General features: G+C 41.1%; 12 protein-coding genes and 1 pseudogene. 9 read left to right on the top strand and 4 right to left on the bottom strand.

Going from position 1 to position 16176, the window contains the following annotated elements; genetic code table 11:
- From D5018_RS14820 to D5018_RS14810, 3 genes are all read left to right on the top strand, one after another.
- Positions 1-916, top strand: a 916-nt coding sequence (locus D5018_RS14820; protein WP_133309305.1) for an ankyrin repeat domain-containing protein, incomplete at its 5' end; no start/stop codon positions are given.
- Positions 917-1240: 324 nt separating this feature from the next.
- On the top strand, positions 1241-1744 hold the full coding sequence (locus D5018_RS14815) for a hypothetical protein (protein ID WP_121839781.1): 504 nt from the start codon (positions 1241-1243) through the stop codon (positions 1742-1744).
- Between the two features lie 766 nt (positions 1745-2510).
- Positions 2511-6500, top strand: a complete 3990-nt coding sequence (locus tag D5018_RS14810) for a pentatricopeptide repeat-containing protein (protein WP_133309304.1) — start codon at positions 2511-2513, stop codon at positions 6498-6500.
- Between the two features lie 84 nt (positions 6501-6584).
- Here D5018_RS14810 and D5018_RS22160 read toward each other — a convergent pair.
- Positions 6585-6746 (bottom strand): annotated as a pseudogene (locus D5018_RS22160) (transposase); the annotation flags it as partial.
- Between the two features lie 57 nt (positions 6747-6803).
- On the opposite strand from D5018_RS22160, the gene tnpA reads away from it, so the two are divergent.
- Complete coding sequence (gene tnpA / locus D5018_RS14800) at positions 6804-7241, top strand: IS200/IS605 family transposase (protein ID WP_121839779.1); 438 nt, start codon at positions 6804-6806, stop codon at positions 7239-7241.
- Positions 7242-7542: 301 nt separating this feature from the next.
- On the opposite strand, the gene D5018_RS14790 is transcribed toward tnpA, so the two are convergent.
- Positions 7543-8406: a YicC/YloC family endoribonuclease gene (locus tag D5018_RS14790; RefSeq protein ID WP_121839777.1), complete on the bottom strand. Its 864-nt coding sequence runs from the start codon at positions 8404-8406 to the stop codon at positions 7543-7545.
- A gap of 223 nt (positions 8407-8629) precedes the next feature.
- Here D5018_RS14790 and rph point away from each other — a divergent pair, with 223 nt between their 5' ends.
- Positions 8630-9343 (top strand): ribonuclease PH, encoded by a 714-nt coding sequence (gene rph / locus D5018_RS14785; RefSeq protein ID WP_121839776.1) that lies wholly within the window; start codon positions 8630-8632, stop codon positions 9341-9343.
- Positions 9344-9406: 63 nt separating this feature from the next.
- Positions 9407-10048, top strand: a complete 642-nt coding sequence (gene pyrE, locus D5018_RS14780) for an orotate phosphoribosyltransferase (protein WP_121839775.1) — start codon at positions 9407-9409, stop codon at positions 10046-10048.
- Positions 10049-10096: 48 nt separating this feature from the next.
- On the opposite strand, the gene folE is transcribed toward pyrE, so the two are convergent.
- The gene (folE, locus tag D5018_RS14775; RefSeq protein ID WP_121839774.1) at positions 10097-10771 is read right to left on the bottom strand and encodes a GTP cyclohydrolase I FolE; all 675 of its coding nucleotides are present in this window, start codon (positions 10769-10771) and stop codon (positions 10097-10099) included.
- 290 nt (positions 10772-11061) lie between these two features.
- Positions 11062-12894, bottom strand: a complete 1833-nt coding sequence (locus D5018_RS14770; RefSeq protein ID WP_133309303.1) for a sulfatase-like hydrolase/transferase — start codon at positions 12892-12894, stop codon at positions 11062-11064.
- A gap of 381 nt (positions 12895-13275) precedes the next feature.
- Between D5018_RS14770 and D5018_RS14765 the strand changes: the two genes are divergently transcribed.
- From D5018_RS14765 to nhaC, 3 genes are all read left to right on the top strand, one after another.
- Positions 13276-13503, top strand: a complete 228-nt coding sequence (locus D5018_RS14765) for a hypothetical protein (RefSeq protein WP_121839772.1) — start codon at positions 13276-13278, stop codon at positions 13501-13503.
- A 160-nt stretch (positions 13504-13663) separates the two neighbouring features.
- Complete coding sequence (locus D5018_RS14760; protein ID WP_121839771.1) at positions 13664-14671, top strand: M20/M25/M40 family metallo-hydrolase; 1008 nt, start codon at positions 13664-13666, stop codon at positions 14669-14671.
- Positions 14672-14691: 20 nt separating this feature from the next.
- Positions 14692-16170, top strand: a complete 1479-nt coding sequence (gene nhaC / locus D5018_RS14755) for a Na+/H+ antiporter NhaC (RefSeq protein WP_121839770.1) — start codon at positions 14692-14694, stop codon at positions 16168-16170.
- Positions 16171-16176: the final 6 nt, after the last annotated feature.

Genomic DNA, 16176 nt, shown 5'->3' with positions numbered 1-16176 from the left:
GCTCGATGAAGCCTGTAAAATTACTGAAGGCGCTATACAGCAAGGGAGTGAAGGTATAACAGGGGTAATGCAACAAGCTGCTCAAGATTTGAAAGTAAAATCAAATGCACAATATCATGTCGCAAATAGTAACGCTCAGCATGATGCTTCTAAAATCCAACCAAGTACTGTGGTTAGCTTTAGAGAGCTTGAGCAAAGAAGCTTAGAAGAAGAAAGGAATTCAATTGCTGCCTTAAACGAGTCACCAACCTTAAGTGTATCTAGGCAACAAACAACGTCGACGTCAATATCTCCTGTAGCATCTAATGGGGATACAAAAAAGCCTATTTTAGAAAAAAAAGACGACGTTGTTATCCTTGAAATGATCGGAGGTGACTTGCCATCCCGACATAGAGAGGCTCTGTCAGCAAGAGCGCTACCTAGCCCTGCACCTAGGCCACAGCCAAGCCCTGAAATAAGGAATAAGTTAAAACCAGACCTAGAACTAGAATCGCAATCGACTTCTGTAGCAAATAAAAATGTTGAGTCTGAAACTGACTTGAATTCTCGTTTGCTGAATGCCTGCCAGAAAGGTGATACTTCAAAGCTAAAAGAACAATTACCTCCAACATTTGATGTAAATCAGCCTTTGCAATTTAGCAGTTTACAAGAAAAAGTCACTTTATTGCATGTTGCTTGTGTGCAAGGGCATGTAGAGATTATTGATTATTTAATTTCACGGGGAGCCAATGTTAATGCCGTCACAGAGCTAGGCTTCACACCGCTCTATTTTGCAATACTTCGTTCTCAATCCCAAGTGGTAGAGAGATTGATAAAAGAGAACGTCAATATAGATATAGAAACACAAGGAAAAACACCATTGCAGTTAGCTATTGCGAGAGGAGATGATGCTATTGTTCAACTTTTAAATCTCTGAAGGTTTTATTGGGAATCAAAAGAAAGGTAGTTGGTGGAAGCCTCGGTAACCCATAGAGCACAGAAATTATAGCCGTAATCATTGAAGATGAAAACAAGCGAGCTGAAACACCTAAAACAGATGTGTAGGTAAATCATCAATGCATAGATTATGTTCATTCAAAAGGACGAGCAGACAGTATTTCAAACGGAAAGAGAGCTACAAAACATAGATTTATCATTAACCAGCTTGAACAACGATTAGATAAGGCTGAAAACCTAATCATTGAGCTTGAAGCTGAAAACGATATTTAAGAAATCAAATAAGATGCATGGAGTAATCAAAATGAAAACTTTACTATTAATTGCAGCACTATCAGCACCCGTAATGGCAGATTCACCCGTAAGGACTTTTGGATATTGGCACGTTCTTAATTCTGGAAATTCCAAAGTGTTAACTTCTACCTCTGATCCAGTAACCCCTAGGGTTTTTGCTTTTGCTTGTCTTAATTCTGCTCAATGCACCATCAATTATCTGGACACACCACGTTGCGCACCTAACGCGACAAGAGCGGCCACCATTAAAGCACAAAACGATCAAGCTGTTTTGGGATTTCATTTATCTATGATTTGCGATTCTACGGGACTAGGCTGGATTGATTCAGACGTTACGGTAATTAACCATTTAAAATGGATGTTCACCTTTACCCCCCATCCTTACCAATGGTTTGAAATCTCTTTTGATGATGATCCAAATTCAGTAAATCACTATTCGTTAACTGGTGGTCATGATGCAATGCAATTCATGTTAGGCACTTCTAGCAACTTCAATCAGGGACAAATAAAATAAAACCAGAAGATATTGTCTGATACGCCATTTCCATTATTAACGAGGGCGAGAAATTTTGTGTCGCAGTTCACTGTACACGAAAAAAAGTGAGTTGATGAAAATGCTTTATCATAGGATGTTGTACGAAAACGATCCTTATAGCTATGGAACTCATTAACTCAATGGTGTTCCTGTTTAAATCTTATCTCAATTTGCACTAGGTCACCTAGATGTCTTAGCTGTTCTGGTTACAGGGCTTGTAAAAATTGCCAGTTGAAATCTAAATAATTTAGATACAAAAAACACACCTCTGGCGAATAAGCGACAATTTTAATAAAAGAATCTAAAGGCCGTTCTCAATTAGATTTTTGATTTGTTGCTGTTAATTTTTTAGGTTAAACAAGACGGAAAATGTGAAGTGTAGTTATTACCGACATACACATCTGTCGTTACTTCGTTTCTACACGAACATTTGACAATGCAGTTTAAACAAAAAAGAAACGCAGCCCTTCGGGTTACGCCTAAAATTTGCAAACTCTTCGTTACTTATCTTTCATTTAGCCCACAAAACTTCATTCTTCGTGCCTTGATTTTGCAAATTTTAGGCAGTAACAAATCAAAAAAATCTTTAATTGGGAATGATGGCCTCTAGTTGTACAACAACTGAATAGGTGAATCATTTTAATGCTAAAAGTGTTTACGTATTATTCCACTGCGTTTACATTTAGTTGTAACGAACTCCCATTTAATCTAATCGAGAAGCTTTATTTCCTATACCCTAGACAGCTTGTTACAACCTTCCTCAGTCAGTAATCTTTCAGGTGCAATATCTGAGAAAAGGCATGCTCACAAGCGACCTGCAAGGCTATCTGAATTCGAAATATCACCTAAAAGAAGAACGAATTTAGTCTCCGATAAATTTTTCTTGCAAAAACAATGCAGTTCAATTGCCATACAGAAAACTGGAGGGCAAATTAGCTCTAAAGGCCTTCATACGCGTCAGTATTTTAATCGGTTTCATTCAGCAAAGCAGACAGGTAAAAATGATAATAGTAAAGGTGAATATTTCTCCACACGTGCTTTTAATAATAGATTAATTCAATTACGCAATAGGAATTCAGGAGTTCGACTTGCCAGCAAGACGCAAGATTTAATCAAACTCATAGTTAAAAAGAAAGCTAGGCCAAGTCAAGCTACTTGTACGATTTTATTATCGATTTACGCAAAAACCAATGAGCTTGATAATGCGAAACATATACTCTTTGGCCGTCATCGCCATAAAAGCCATTTAGACGAATGGCAACTCGCTGCAAATAACAAAATTTACTGCGCTTATCTCGGTGTGTGCGCAAAAACAGGTAATGGTAAGGCTGCTCAGCAGGTATTAGAGATAATTAAAGGCAACGTTCGAAGCCGTAGCCCCAACAAGGCTATCCTTCCTGATGCGATTACCTGCGTCCAGCTGCTGACTGTCTACGCAGAAACAGGGGAAATGGATAAAGCCCAGCGCTTGCTGATAAGTGCTGAAGGTAAGGAAAGCTATTTGGACGAATGGCAAATTCCTATAGATGTCATAATTTATAATACCTATCTCGGTGTGTGCGCAAAAACGGGTAATGGTAAGGCTGCTCAACAGGTATTAGAGATAATTAAAGGCAATTTTCGAAGCCAAAGCTCCAATAAAGCTATCCTTCCTAATGCTATTACCTGCGTCCAGTTTCTGACGGTCTACGCAGAAACGGGAGAGTTTGATAAAGCTCAGCGCATACTGTTTAGCGCTGACGGTAAGGAAAGCTATCTGGACGAATGGCAAATTCCTGCAAATATCATAATTTATAATGCCTATCTCGGTGTGTGCGCCAAAACAGGTAATGGTAAGGCTGCTCAACAAGTATTAGACAGAATTAAAAACAATGTTCGAAGTTGCAGTCCCAACAGGACTATCCGTCCTAATGCCATTACCTGCGTCCAGCTTTTGAGTGTCTACACAGAAACAGGGGAGATGGATAAAGCCCAGCGCTTACTGTTTGATACTGACGGTAAGGAAAGCTATTTGGAAGAATGGCAGGTTCCTTTGAACATCAAAATCTTCTGCGCCTATCTCGGTGTGTGCGCAAAAACAGGTAATGGTAAGGCTGCTCAACAAGTATTAGATATAATTAAAGGCAATGTGCGTAGCGGTACTCCCAGTAAGGCTATTCTTCCTAATACTATTACCTGCGTCCAGTTTCTCAAGGTCTATGCCGAAACAGGGGAGATGGATAAAGCCCAGCGCTTACTGTTTGATACTGACGGTAAGGAAAGCTATTTGGAAGAATGGCAAGTTCCTTTGAACTCCAAAATCTTCTGCGCTTATCTCGGTGTGTGCGTAAAAACAGGTAATGGTAAGGCTGCTCAACAAGTATTAGATATAATTAAAGGCAATGTGCGCAGCCATCCCCACTCCTGCAACGCTGTCCGTCCTAATGAAGTTACCTGTGTCCAGTTTCTGAGTGTCTACGCAGAAACAGGGGAGATGAATAAAGCCCTGCGCTTACTGTTTGGCATTGACGGTAAAGAAAGCTATTTGGACGAATGGCATATCCCTTTGAGTAACAAAATCTTCTGTGCTTATCTCGGTGTGTGCGCAAAAACAGGAAGTGGTAGGGCTGCTCAACAAGTATTAGACATAATTAAAGGCAATGTGCGCAGCCTTAACTCCTTTTGCAACGCTATCCGTCCTAATGTCATTACCTGCGTCCAGCTTTTGAGTGTCTACACAGAAACAGGGGAGATGAATAAAGCCGAGCGATTATTGTTTGGCATTGACGGTAAAGAAAGCTATTTGGACGAATGGCATATCCCTTTGAGTAACAAAATTTTCTGTGCTTATCTCGGTGTGTGCGCAAAGACAGGAAATGGTAAGGCTGCTCAACAAGTATTAGACATAATTAAAGGCAATGTGCGCAGCCGCACTCCTAACAAGGCTATCCTTCCTAGTACTATTACCTGTGTCCAACTTCTTGCTATCTATGCAAAAACTGGCGACTTTGATAAAGCCCAGCGTTTACTGTTTGGTACTGGTGATAAAGAAAGCTATTTGAAAGAATGGCAAGTTCCTTTGAACACCAAAATCTTCTGCGCTTACCTCGGTGTGTGTGCAAAAACAGGTAATGGTAAGGCTGCTCAACAAGTATTAGATATAATTAAAGGCAATGTGCGTAGCCATTCCTCCTCCTTCAACGCTATCCGTCCTAATGACGTTACCTGTGTCCAGTTTCTGAGTGTCTACGCAGAAACAGGGGAGATGAATAAAGCCCAGCGCATACTGTTTGGCATTGACGGTAAGGAAAGCTATTTGGACGAATGGCATATCCCTTTGAGCAACAAAATTTTCTGTGCCTATCTCGGTGTGTGCGCTAAAACAGGTAATGGCAAGGCTGCTCAACAAGTATTAGATATAATTAAAGGCAATGTTCGAAGCCGTAGTCATAATAAGGCTATCCTTCCTGATGCGATTACCTGCGTCCAGCTTCTGACTGTCTACGCAGAAACAGGGGAAATGGATAAAGCCCAGCGCTTGCTGATAAGTGCTGAAGGTAAGGAAAGCTATTTGGACGAATGGCAAATTCCTATAGATGTCATAATTTATAATACCTATCTCGGTGTGTGCGCAAAAACGGGTAATGGTAAGGCTGCTCAACAGGTATTAGAGATAATTAAAGGCAATTTTCGAAGCCAAAGCTCCAATAAAGCTATCCTTCCTAATGCTATTTCCTGCGTCCAGTTTCTGAAGGTCTATGCCGAAACAGGGGAAATGGACAAAGCCCAATGCTTACTGTTTGGAGCTAATGGCAAGAAAAGCTATCAGGACGAATGGGAAGTCATTATAGACTCCATAATTTATAATGCCTATCTCGGTGTGTGCGCAAAAACAGGTAATGGTAAGGCTGCTCAACAAGTATTAGATATAATTAAAGGCAATGTTCGAAGCCGAAGTCCCAATAAGGCTATCCTTCCTGATGCGATTACCTGCGTCCAGCTTCTGAGTGTCTACGCAGAAACAGGGGAAATGGATAAAGCCCAGCGCTTACTGTTTGGTACTGACGGTAAAGAAAGCTATTTGGATGAATGGCAAATTCCTATAAGTATCATAATTTATAATGCCTATCTCGGTGTGTGTGCAAAAACGGGTAATGGTAAGGCTGCTCAACAAGTATTAGACATCATTAAAAACAACGTTCGAAGCCGTAGCCCCAACAAGGCTCTCCTTCCTAATGATGTTACCTGTACCCAGTTTCTGATGGTCTACGCAGAAACAGGAGAGTTTGATAAAGCTGATTGTTTAGTCTTTGGGGAGGAGAGGCAAAAAAGTTATATTGATGAGTGGAAGATTGTTTGTAGAAGCAGCATTTATTCTCTATGGCTTGTGGTCAATAAAAATGCTTTCAGTAAAAATATTGAAAGAATTCAAGCTCTAGCCATATGCTATGAGAATATGGGACTTACAGGAAGTAAGCTTAATTTGCATGTTGAACAGATTTTTAAAAATGTTTTAAATGAAGAAAAAGGGAGAGGCGTTCCGTTTGAGCTAGCTAAGGCATTGTTTTTACATCATTACCAACAAGACCGAAACCAAATAAAGGCAGTCGTTACGGGTTATCGTTCAGGCAATACATTAAAAACTAAATTAACTTCTTTTTTAAGTAAGGAGTTAGGATTTATCGTTACTGATTCCGAGGACAATCTTGGGCTTTTGGAGTTAAAAGCTGCAGAGCTAAAGAATTCACCTTCTTAGAAGGTGGCTTTCCTTTTGCACCCTATAAAGGGGCTGGTGCTTGCCCTCGTAGATGGCAAGCTGTTGTCTCTGATAATTTACAAATTAAAAATCAAAACCTCCTTGTCGCTTTTCAAGCTTTTCCTGATATTTGACATATTTCCTGATCATCTCTGCATCGATACCTACAGTATCAACACAATAGCCTTTAGCCCAAAAACGATTGCCCCAATAAGGCTTCTTTCGTAAATATGGAAACTGTTTAAATCTCTGAGGGTTTTATTCCCAGCAGCTTGCTGCGAAAATAGGTGAACGAGTGAGTTTATACATAAGAGCCATAACGTAACTGTTTTGTTATATCACCTAGTTTTTCCAGCGAAATACAGAAGGGCAGTTTTTGATGAATCAGTTGATGAAGAACTGAAGCAAGTCTGTCTAGAGATAGAGCTAAGATATGAATTGAAGTTCTTAGAGATAGGAACAGACAAAGATCATGTTCACTTCCTAGTTCAGTCAGTCCCGACTTATAGTGTGAAAAGTATCGTCCAGATGTTGAAAAGTATTACAGCCAGAGAAGTCTTTAAGAGATGCCCTCAAGTCAAAAAGATGTTGTGGGGCGGTGAGTTTTGGAGTGATGGTTATTTTGCAAGTACGGTCGGAAAACATGGTGATGAATCGATGATAGCTAATTATGTCAAAAACCAAGGAAAAGGTGATAAGTACAAAGCGCTACATAAAGACCACCAATTAACGTTGTTCTGAGATAAATACCGCGCTTCGCGAAGCGAAGTCGATCCGAAGGTGAGACAGCTTGCTGCGGGGTAGTTTATTTAAGGCTTTGATTTGTTTGTCATTGAGTTTAAGTGGCATGATAGAAACCTCAATAAGTGGTGACAGATTTACTTTATCTGGCATTTTATGAAGCTTCAAATTAATTCTGTCACCATTTCTGTCACCACTATTTTGAAACAAGCAGCAAAAATGAGATACAGCTAGAAACAAGAAAGCCGCTAAAATAGCAGCTTTCAGAGGTTAATCGAACATTAAGAAAAGCTTAGAAACATTATTCGACGTTTTGGATCTGCTCCCTCATCTGCTCAATCAAAACTTTAAGTTCAACCGCAGCAGCAGTCACTTCAGTGCTGATGGATTTTGAAGCTAAGGTATTCGATTCACGATTAAACTCTTGCATCATAAAGTCTAAACGTCGACCTTGAGCGCCGCCTTTTTTTAGTATACGACGAGTTTCAGCGACATGAGCATCAAGCCTATCCATTTCTTCGGCGACATCTTGTTTTTGAGCCAATAGCACCATTTCTTGTTCGATACGGGCTGGATCGAGTTCACCTTGAATTTCATCAAGGCGAGTTTGCAGTTTTTCGCGCTGCCATTGCATCACTTGTGGCATGTGTTCACGCACAATCGCAACTTGAGCTTCGATGCCTTGTAAACGAGTTTCAAGCATGGTTTTAATGGCATCGCCTTCACGGCTTCGGGCTTCAATGAATTGATCGATTGCACTATCAAAAGCGCTCAATAGTTCTTTACCAATGGCCTCAATATCTTGCTCATCACTAGAAAGTAATCCTGGCCATTTCATCAACTCAACAAGGTTGAGTTCCCCTTGTCCAGCTTGGTTTTTGAGCTCATTGGCAACGTCGAGCAATTGACTGGCTAACGCTTGGTTTAATTTGATTTCATTAGAGCTAGCATCGGCAAATTCATTACGTAAGTTAACTTCAACTTTACCGCGATTAAGGCGTTTACGAAGCTTGTCACGTAGCACTGGCTCTAAGCTACGGAAATGATCGGGTAGTCGAAGATAGGTTTCTAAGTAACGCTGATTAACCGAGCGGATTTCCCATGAGGCATTACCCCAGTCGGCTTTGTGCTCAATTCGAGCATAAGCAGTCATGCTTTGGATCATAAGTAAACCTTTGAAATTTCATTAGCTGGCAGCGAGTATAACAAAAAAGAGACTGTTTATGTTTGAGTTGCTTTTGGGTGATTGAAGGTAAATGCAATTGTAAATCCAGCCTTTATTTCTAACACTTAGAAAATAGGACTTTTTCTTTGTAAACATAGTAACTGGTTAGACAAATCATTATAATACTGAGCAACTTTTCTAAGCCTTTTTCAAGGGAATACTCATGCGTCCAAGCAATCGTACTGCTGCACAAACTCGCCCAATTACCATTACCCGCAATTTTACTGGTCATGCTGAAGGTTCAGTATTAGTGGAATTTGGTGAAACTAAAGTTCTGTGTACTGCTAGCTTTACTGAAGGAGTCCCGCGTTTCCTTAAGGGACAAGGCCAAGGTTGGGTTACAGCAGAATACGGCATGTTACCTCGCTCTACTCACAGTCGTATGGATAGAGAAGCTGCGCGTGGCAAACAATCTGGGCGTACTCAGGAGATCCAACGTTTAATCGGTCGCAGTTTGCGTGCTTGTGTGGATATGAAAGCATTAGGTGAAAATACGATTGTAATCGATTGTGATGTTATTCAAGCTGACGGTGGCACTCGTACCGCATCTATCACAGGGGCTTGTGTGGCATTAGTTGATGCGCTTAATTTTGCTCGTAGCAAAGGCATCATTAAAACCAACCCGCTTAAGTTCTTGATTGCTGCAGTAAGTGTTGGCATTTATAAAGGTGAAGCGATTTCTGATCTTGAATACCTTGAAGACAGCGAAGCTGGAACCGACATGAATGTGATCATGACCGAAACCGGTAAAATGATTGAAGTTCAAGGTACTGCTGAAGGTGAGCCTTTCAGCCATGAAGAATTGTTAGAAATGCTAGAGCTAGCAAAAAACAGTATTCGTGAAATTGTAGATGTTCAGAAAACCGCATTAAATTAAAATTTCAACGCCTCGTTCTTCGAGGCGTTTTTGTATCCTACCGATAAAATATAAGAGTTAACCATGAAAGCCTATCAAAAAGAATTTATTGAATTTGCTCTAGAACGTCAGGTATTACGTTTTGGTGAGTTTACCCTTAAATCAGGTCGTACTAGCCCATATTTTTTTAATGCAGGGTTATTCAATACAGGTAAAGATTTAGCTCGATTAGGACGCTTTTATGCGGCTGCTTTAGTAGATTCAGGTATTGATTACGACTTAGTGTTTGGTCCAGCTTATAAAGGCATTCCAATTGCAACAACTACAACGGTTGCATTAGCTGAACACCATGATATTGATGCGCCTTATTGCTTTAACCGTAAAGAGAAAAAAGATCACGGAGAGGGTGGCTCATTAGTTGGCAGCGAGTTAAAAGGCAAAGTTATGCTGGTGGACGATGTGATCACCGCAGGTACCGCTATTCGCGAATCAATGGAGATCATTAAAGCCAATGACGCTGAATTAGCTGGGGTATTGATTGCGTTAGATCGCCAAGAAAAGGGCAAAGCAGAATTATCGGCTATTCAAGAAGTTGAGCGTGACTTTGGTTGCCAGGTTGTATCAATTGTGACTTTGGCTGATTTGCTAACTTACCTTGAAGGCCAAGATGGAATGGAAACTGAGTTAGCTGCAGTAAAAGCCTATCGTGAGCAATACGGTATTTAGTATTTGCTCAGCACCTGCGCGATTGCAGGTGCTTGAACTTCGCTGAAGCTATCGGCTTAAAAACTCAGAGCGAGTAGAAGGATCTGATTTGAAAATTCCGCCTAATGCTGAAGTGCTTGTTTCACTTGTCGCATCCATTACTCCGCGGGCCTTAACGCAGTAATGTACCGCATCTATTTTTACTGCGACATTGTCTGTATCAAGCAATGTTTGCAGCGCCACTAACACTTGCTGAGTCAGACGTTCTTGTACCTGTGGGCGCTGGGCAAAAAAGCGCACAATACGATTGATTTTTGAAAGACCAATGATCTTTTTACGTGGCAAATAGGCGACCGTTGCAACGCCATCTATCGTCACTAAGTGATGCTCACAGGTACTGGTTAAGCTGATATCTTTCACCTTGATCATTTCATCAACATTCATTTTGTTTTCGATGACGGTGATTTTAGGAAAGTTACTGTAATCTAGGCCTGAAAACACCTCGTTAACATACATCTTTGCGATACGTTTAGGGGTATCGGCGAGACTGTCATCAGTTAAGTCGAGGGCAAGTGTATTGAGGATTTCACGCATGTGATGCTCAATTTTGTCTTTTTGCTGCTCTGGAGACAGAGTATTGTCGCGCATAGGCGTCTCAAGGCCACGCTCAATCAGCGCCTGTTGTACTTTACTGGCAGCGTCACTCAATGTAGGGGTATTAATAGTCACTGCTTGTATGGTCATGTCGTTCTCGCACTTAACTTTGGTTCTCTATTGAATATATAGTCAGTTTAACAGACTGCAAACTGAATATCTGAGTTAGTTACTCAGAAAAGGCGCAAAGGATACCTTAAGTTGAATAAAAATCCAGCGAAATATCCGAAAATGTGGGGAGCATCGAGCAACGGTATTAAAAAGAAAATGTGTACTATTCATGATTTTGATATTCAAAACCCCAACTACATCCTTGTGATTGGGAAAGTCTTTAATTGGGAACGCTTCCTAAACTAAAGTGAGTTCAAATACATCATACGCTAGTTGATGCCTCGGCCTTTAATTTTTGGTTTTAAGTTTTTAACATCAGCAGGGTATTTGCCTTCTGAAAAGTCATGTAAAAAGACGATGGCGTTGAACGCTTCTGCGGCCACCGTTGGGTACAAGGTCGAATTCACAATATCCGTTAGAATTTGTTGTGGTTCTCCATGCCCAATAACACCGAAATATTCAGCAACTCGAATTCTTACTGTGACTTCAGGATCATTCGCAAGTGTTTTAATACTTGATAACAAGGTGTTAGCTTTTTTACCAAAATTAATAGCAGTCGTCACCGCCCAGTAGCGTTGCATTGGATCACTTGATTGCAGTGCTTTTTTCAATTTTGGTTTAGCTTGTTCAAAAGGCAGCAAGCTTAAGTCAGCAATCGCAAATAGCTTGTTAATATGGGCTTTATTTTTTTGCGCAAACTCCTGAATGTTCGGCATACCATAACGGATCAAATAGCTTTCTGGATAAATCCCAAGATCAGGCAAGTCTAATAAACGTGTATGTAGACGTTCACGTAAATTGGTTAGCAATTGTTTGTATTTGGGATCAGCCGCTAGGTTATTCACTTCGTGGGGATCCTTGCTGGTATCAAACAGTTGTTCTACAGGTTTCGGATTAAAGAACTGTGATTGAACAGCATTCAGCTTGCCTTGTTTATGAAGTTTTCGCCATTCTTGATACGCTAGCATACGGTTGCGATAGTTGTTCTGTAGGCCGTTAGGTAAGTAACTTTGATAGTTACGAACGTAGCGAAAGTTGCCTTTTTTAATTGAACGTACTAAGTCATACTTTTCATCAAATCGATCGGCGTAAGCGATAGATTCATCTCGGCTGTTTACCTCATCTAGTGATACGTTTTCACCTAAGAAAGCTTTACCATCTATATGGGTTGGCAATTCGATGCCTGCAAGTGTTAACAGAGTTGGTGCAAAGTCGACAAATTCAACTGTACCTTGTACTCGTGTTGCTGCTTCTGCGTTCACTAGGTGTTTAAAGTTCTTTGGTACATGAACAACCAGTGGAACGCGAAGACCTGCGTCAAATAGGTAGCCTTTACTGCGTGGTAATACACCACCATGATCACCAAAGTAGAAGATAAAGGTGTCCTCTAGTAATCCATCATTACGAAGCTTTTCAACGGTAGTACCGACCTTACCGTCAATACTCACCATCTTTTGCAGATACTTTTGATAAGTAAATCGGGACAGTTGGGTATCAGGTAAGTAATCCGGTACGTTAATGTCTGCTAAAGTTTCAGGTTTGACTTCTTGTTGATATTGTTCGTTTTTGAAATGCAATCTTCCTTCGTGGCTATCATGGTGAGTTTCTACATGAAAAAAAGGCTGATTTGCATTATTGCGATCACGCCATGAAGCCTGCTTAGAAGATTGATGCCAGCCTTGTTGCTCATCCGCTACAACGTTGTAATCGGTTTTGGCATTATTCGTCGTATAGTAGCCGTTTTGACTTAGGTAGCTTTGAAACAGTTTTATATTATCAGTTTGAGGAAGTTTGGCATCCGCACGGTGGAATTGAGTGCCAATACTTGGGGCATAAACACCCGTAGCTAATGTTGTTCGAGCAACCGAACAAACAGGGCTGTTTGAATAAGCGTTATCAAAGGTTAATCCTGATTCTGCTAACGCTGAAATATTCGGGGTATTTATTCCGTTTTCAGAAAAGTGTTTTAGATAATGTGAAGAATTATCTTCAGAAATGATCCAAACAAAATTAGGACGTTTAACTTCTTGCGCAAAAGTGAGTGCAGAGGTTATGGCTAGGGAGGTGACAATAGCGCATTGATACAAAAGGCGTAATTTCATTTTGGCGGTATTTATAAGTGATTTTTTATTGACAACAATTAACCTCAAAGTAAATAAAATGTCAATTAAATATGATAAATACCATTTATGTATGTTATCTTGTGGGCAAAATGCCCATAATCCTAAAACGGTAGTTGGATACGTTTTCAAACGCAGAAAAAAATTTGGATAACAAGGCGAGACTCTCTGTCAGTAGCCATTCTACTGACAGAGAGTTTTAACGCAGTTAGCGAGATTTTTAGTCAGTTTGAACTCGTATAGCAATTTAATTAGCAGAAAAGCTGGTTCAATAGTTTATGCAAATTTACACCGTTACTTTCTTAAAAAGCATTCAACTGCTGTTTTTAGGATTGCAGATAACAAAAAATAATAGGTAGGGAAATGAGCTACAAAAAATTTCTTCCATTAGTTGTTGCATTACTTAGTGGGCACGTCGCTGCTCATAATCATGATTCTATAACGGACAAAGCTGTTCAGTTACGAGAACAAGCTCTCAATCATTCTGATCCATACGGTATTGTCGAGTCACTGACTGTTGAAGTCGGACATCGTTTACCAGGCACTAAAAACGATGAGCTAGCGGTTGAGTGGGCAGTAAAAAAAACTTAAGTCTTTCGGCTTTGACAAGGTATACACCGAAGACGTTGATATCCCTGTTTGGCATCGTGGTATCGAGAAAGCTGAAATCGTATTTCCATACCCACAAAAGCTAGTCATCACTGCGCTGGGTGGCAGCGTACCAACTCCTAAAGATGGCATTACCGCTTCAGTGGTTCGCTTTGGTTCTTTTGATACGCTTAAGAAAGCGAAAAAGGGCAGCTTGAAAGGCAAAATTGCCTTTGTTGATGAGTTAACCCCAAAACACAGAGAAGGCAACGGCTACGGTAAAAACTCTGTCATTCGTCGTACCAGCGCTAGCATTGCGGCGGATAAAGGTGCGATTGGTGTCGTTATTCGCTCTATTGGTACCACCAATGATCGTTTTGCTCATACCGGTCAAATGAGTTATGCCAAAGGCAGCAAAAAAATTCCAATCGGTGCACTGTCTTCACCTGATGCCAATCTTCTCGCGACCATGATTAAGAAAGCGGGTCACGTTAAGCTAAGTATGACCCTTGCAACTGAAATCTTACCTGCAGGTAAATCAGCTAATGTGATTGCCGAAATTAAAGGCCGTGAAAAGTCTGAAGAAGTGATCATTCTTGGTGCTCACCTTGATTCTTGGGATTTAGGTACTGGCGCATTAGATGATGGTGCAGGTGTTGGTATTGTTAGCGAAGCGGCAAGATTAATCGCGGCTATGCCACAAAAGCCACGTCGTACCATTCGCCTTGTTCTATGGGCGGCTGAAGAAATTGGCTTGGTTGGTTCTAAGCAATATGTTCGTGAGCATATGGCTGATCTGAAAAATATCAAGCTAGTATCAGAATCTGATTTTGGTGGCAGTAATATCTTCCGATTCGACAGTAACTTTGCATCAAGTGATCTACATTTTGTCGATAACGTCATGAAAGTATTAGCGCCATTGGGTATTGAAAAAGGCAACAACACTGCAGGTGGTGGACCGGACAGCTGGCCATTTAGAATGAAAGGCGTGCCTGTATTCTCGCTACGTCAAAATGGTATCGATTATTTCGACTACCACCACACGCCAAACGATACGTTAGACAAACTAGACCCTAAGCAGATGCAGCAAAATGTCGCAGCTTGGTCGGCGGTTATCTATATGGCTGCAGAATCTGACGTTGAATTTTCACATTTACCAGTAAAGCAATAACAGCAAGGCCGTAAAACACCATGGAACAAAATAAGAGTGTAGAAGTGCCTGAGTTGGCCTCTGAACCTACAACTGAACCACGACAGCTGAGTCTATTAATGGCGTCACTGCCAATCTTAGTGACCTTCTTGTTGCTAGTGATTGGCTATGGTCAATTTGATCTCGCAATTGAACCATTACTGATCATCTCTGCGGTATTTGCCGCGGGGATAGCGGTTTACCACGGTTACACTTGGTTAAATATCCAAAATGCGATTGTAAAGAAGCTCTCAGATGCCATGCCATCATTACTGATCCTATTACTGGTAGGTGGTTTGATTGGCTCGTGGGTGATCGGTGGCACAATTCCACTTTTGGTGTATTACGGCTTAGCCATTATCACTCCTGAATATTTAGCAATTACCGCATTTCTGGTAACGGCATTTGTCTCGTTATGCATAGGTACATCATGGGGATCAGCAGGTACCATTGGTGTGGCATTAATGGGCGTTGCCGTCAGTCTCAATGCGCCAGTAGCAATTGTTGCTGGTGCTGTGGTTTCAGGTGCCTACTTTGGTGATAAGCTTTCCCCACTTTCAGATACCACAAACCTCGCCCCAACCGTTGCGGGTACAGACTTGTATAGCCATATCAGACATATGTTGTGGACGACCATTCCTGGTTTTATTTTAAGTTGCATCGTGTTTACTTTTGCTTTGCAAGTGGATAGCGAGCAGCCGATGGTTTCGTCACAAGAAGTGGCGGCGATTCTGGCCAATATTCAACAGCTTTATGATTTGAACTTGCTATTGCTGTTACCTCCCGTATTAGTCTTGTTTGGTGCTATTAAAAAATACCCAACTATTCCAGTCATGTTGGCGGCTTGTGGTTTAGGTTGTTTCAATGCGTTCTATTTCCAAGGTTTCAGTTTAGAAGTCATCTTCCAAGCTTTTTTAAATGGCTTTTATGGCGGCATGTTCCCTGCTGATACCTTTATTAATCCCGATGTTGCCAAAATCATTAACCGCGGTGGCGTGGCATCAATGCTGGATGTGTTGTTATTGGTGATTTGTGCCTTTTCGTTTGCGGGAGCGTTATCGGTTTCCGGTGGTCTACAAGTGATTGTTAAGCACTTTGCTAAAGGGATCACCAATGTCTTTAGCTTAATTGGTGCCACCATTGCTACTACCTTACTTGTGGTTGGAACAACCGCTGATGGCAAGCTGGCGTTAATTGTGCCTGCAGAGCTGTTTAAAGACATGTATAAAGATTTCAAACTAAGCTACACCAACCTATCTCGTACCATTGAAGATGCGGGAACGGTGATTGAGCCATTAATGCCTTGGACAGCTGCGGGTGTGTTCATGGCATCAACCCTAAACGTTCCTACCTTGGATTATCTACCTTGGGCGATCCAGTGCCATAGCGGTGTCATTTTTGCCTTGATTTTGGCGGCAACTGGTATTGGTATCTCTACCGTTCGTGCTAAGAGCAATGAACAGCAAGTAGTGAACGGGTAGGTGTAA

The organism is Parashewanella curva (assembly GCF_003675895.1).
GTDB classification, from domain to species: domain Bacteria; phylum Pseudomonadota; class Gammaproteobacteria; order Enterobacterales; family Shewanellaceae; genus Parashewanella; species Parashewanella curva.
Note: the sequence above shows the minus strand (reverse complement) of the source record. Positions and strands in the feature narration are given on the sequence as shown.

Excerpts from the sequence above, each read along its gene's own strand:
- rph (WP_121839776.1), top strand. The coding sequence starts at position 8,630 with ATGCGTCCAAGCAATCGTACTGCTGCACAAACTCGCCCAATTACCATT.
- D5018_RS14770 (WP_133309303.1), bottom strand. The coding sequence starts at position 12,894 with ATGAAATTACGCCTTTTGTATCAATGCGCTATTGTCACCTCCCTAGCC.
- pyrE (WP_121839775.1), top strand. The coding sequence starts at position 9,407 with ATGAAAGCCTATCAAAAAGAATTTATTGAATTTGCTCTAGAACGTCAG.
- D5018_RS14765 (WP_121839772.1), top strand. The coding sequence starts at position 13,276 with ATGAGCTACAAAAAATTTCTTCCATTAGTTGTTGCATTACTTAGTGGG.
- D5018_RS14815 (WP_121839781.1), top strand. The coding sequence starts at position 1,241 with ATGAAAACTTTACTATTAATTGCAGCACTATCAGCACCCGTAATGGCA.
- nhaC (WP_121839770.1), top strand. The coding sequence starts at position 14,692 with ATGGAACAAAATAAGAGTGTAGAAGTGCCTGAGTTGGCCTCTGAACCT.
- D5018_RS14790 (WP_121839777.1), bottom strand. The coding sequence starts at position 8,406 with ATGATCCAAAGCATGACTGCTTATGCTCGAATTGAGCACAAAGCCGAC.
- folE (WP_121839774.1), bottom strand. The coding sequence starts at position 10,771 with ATGACCATACAAGCAGTGACTATTAATACCCCTACATTGAGTGACGCT.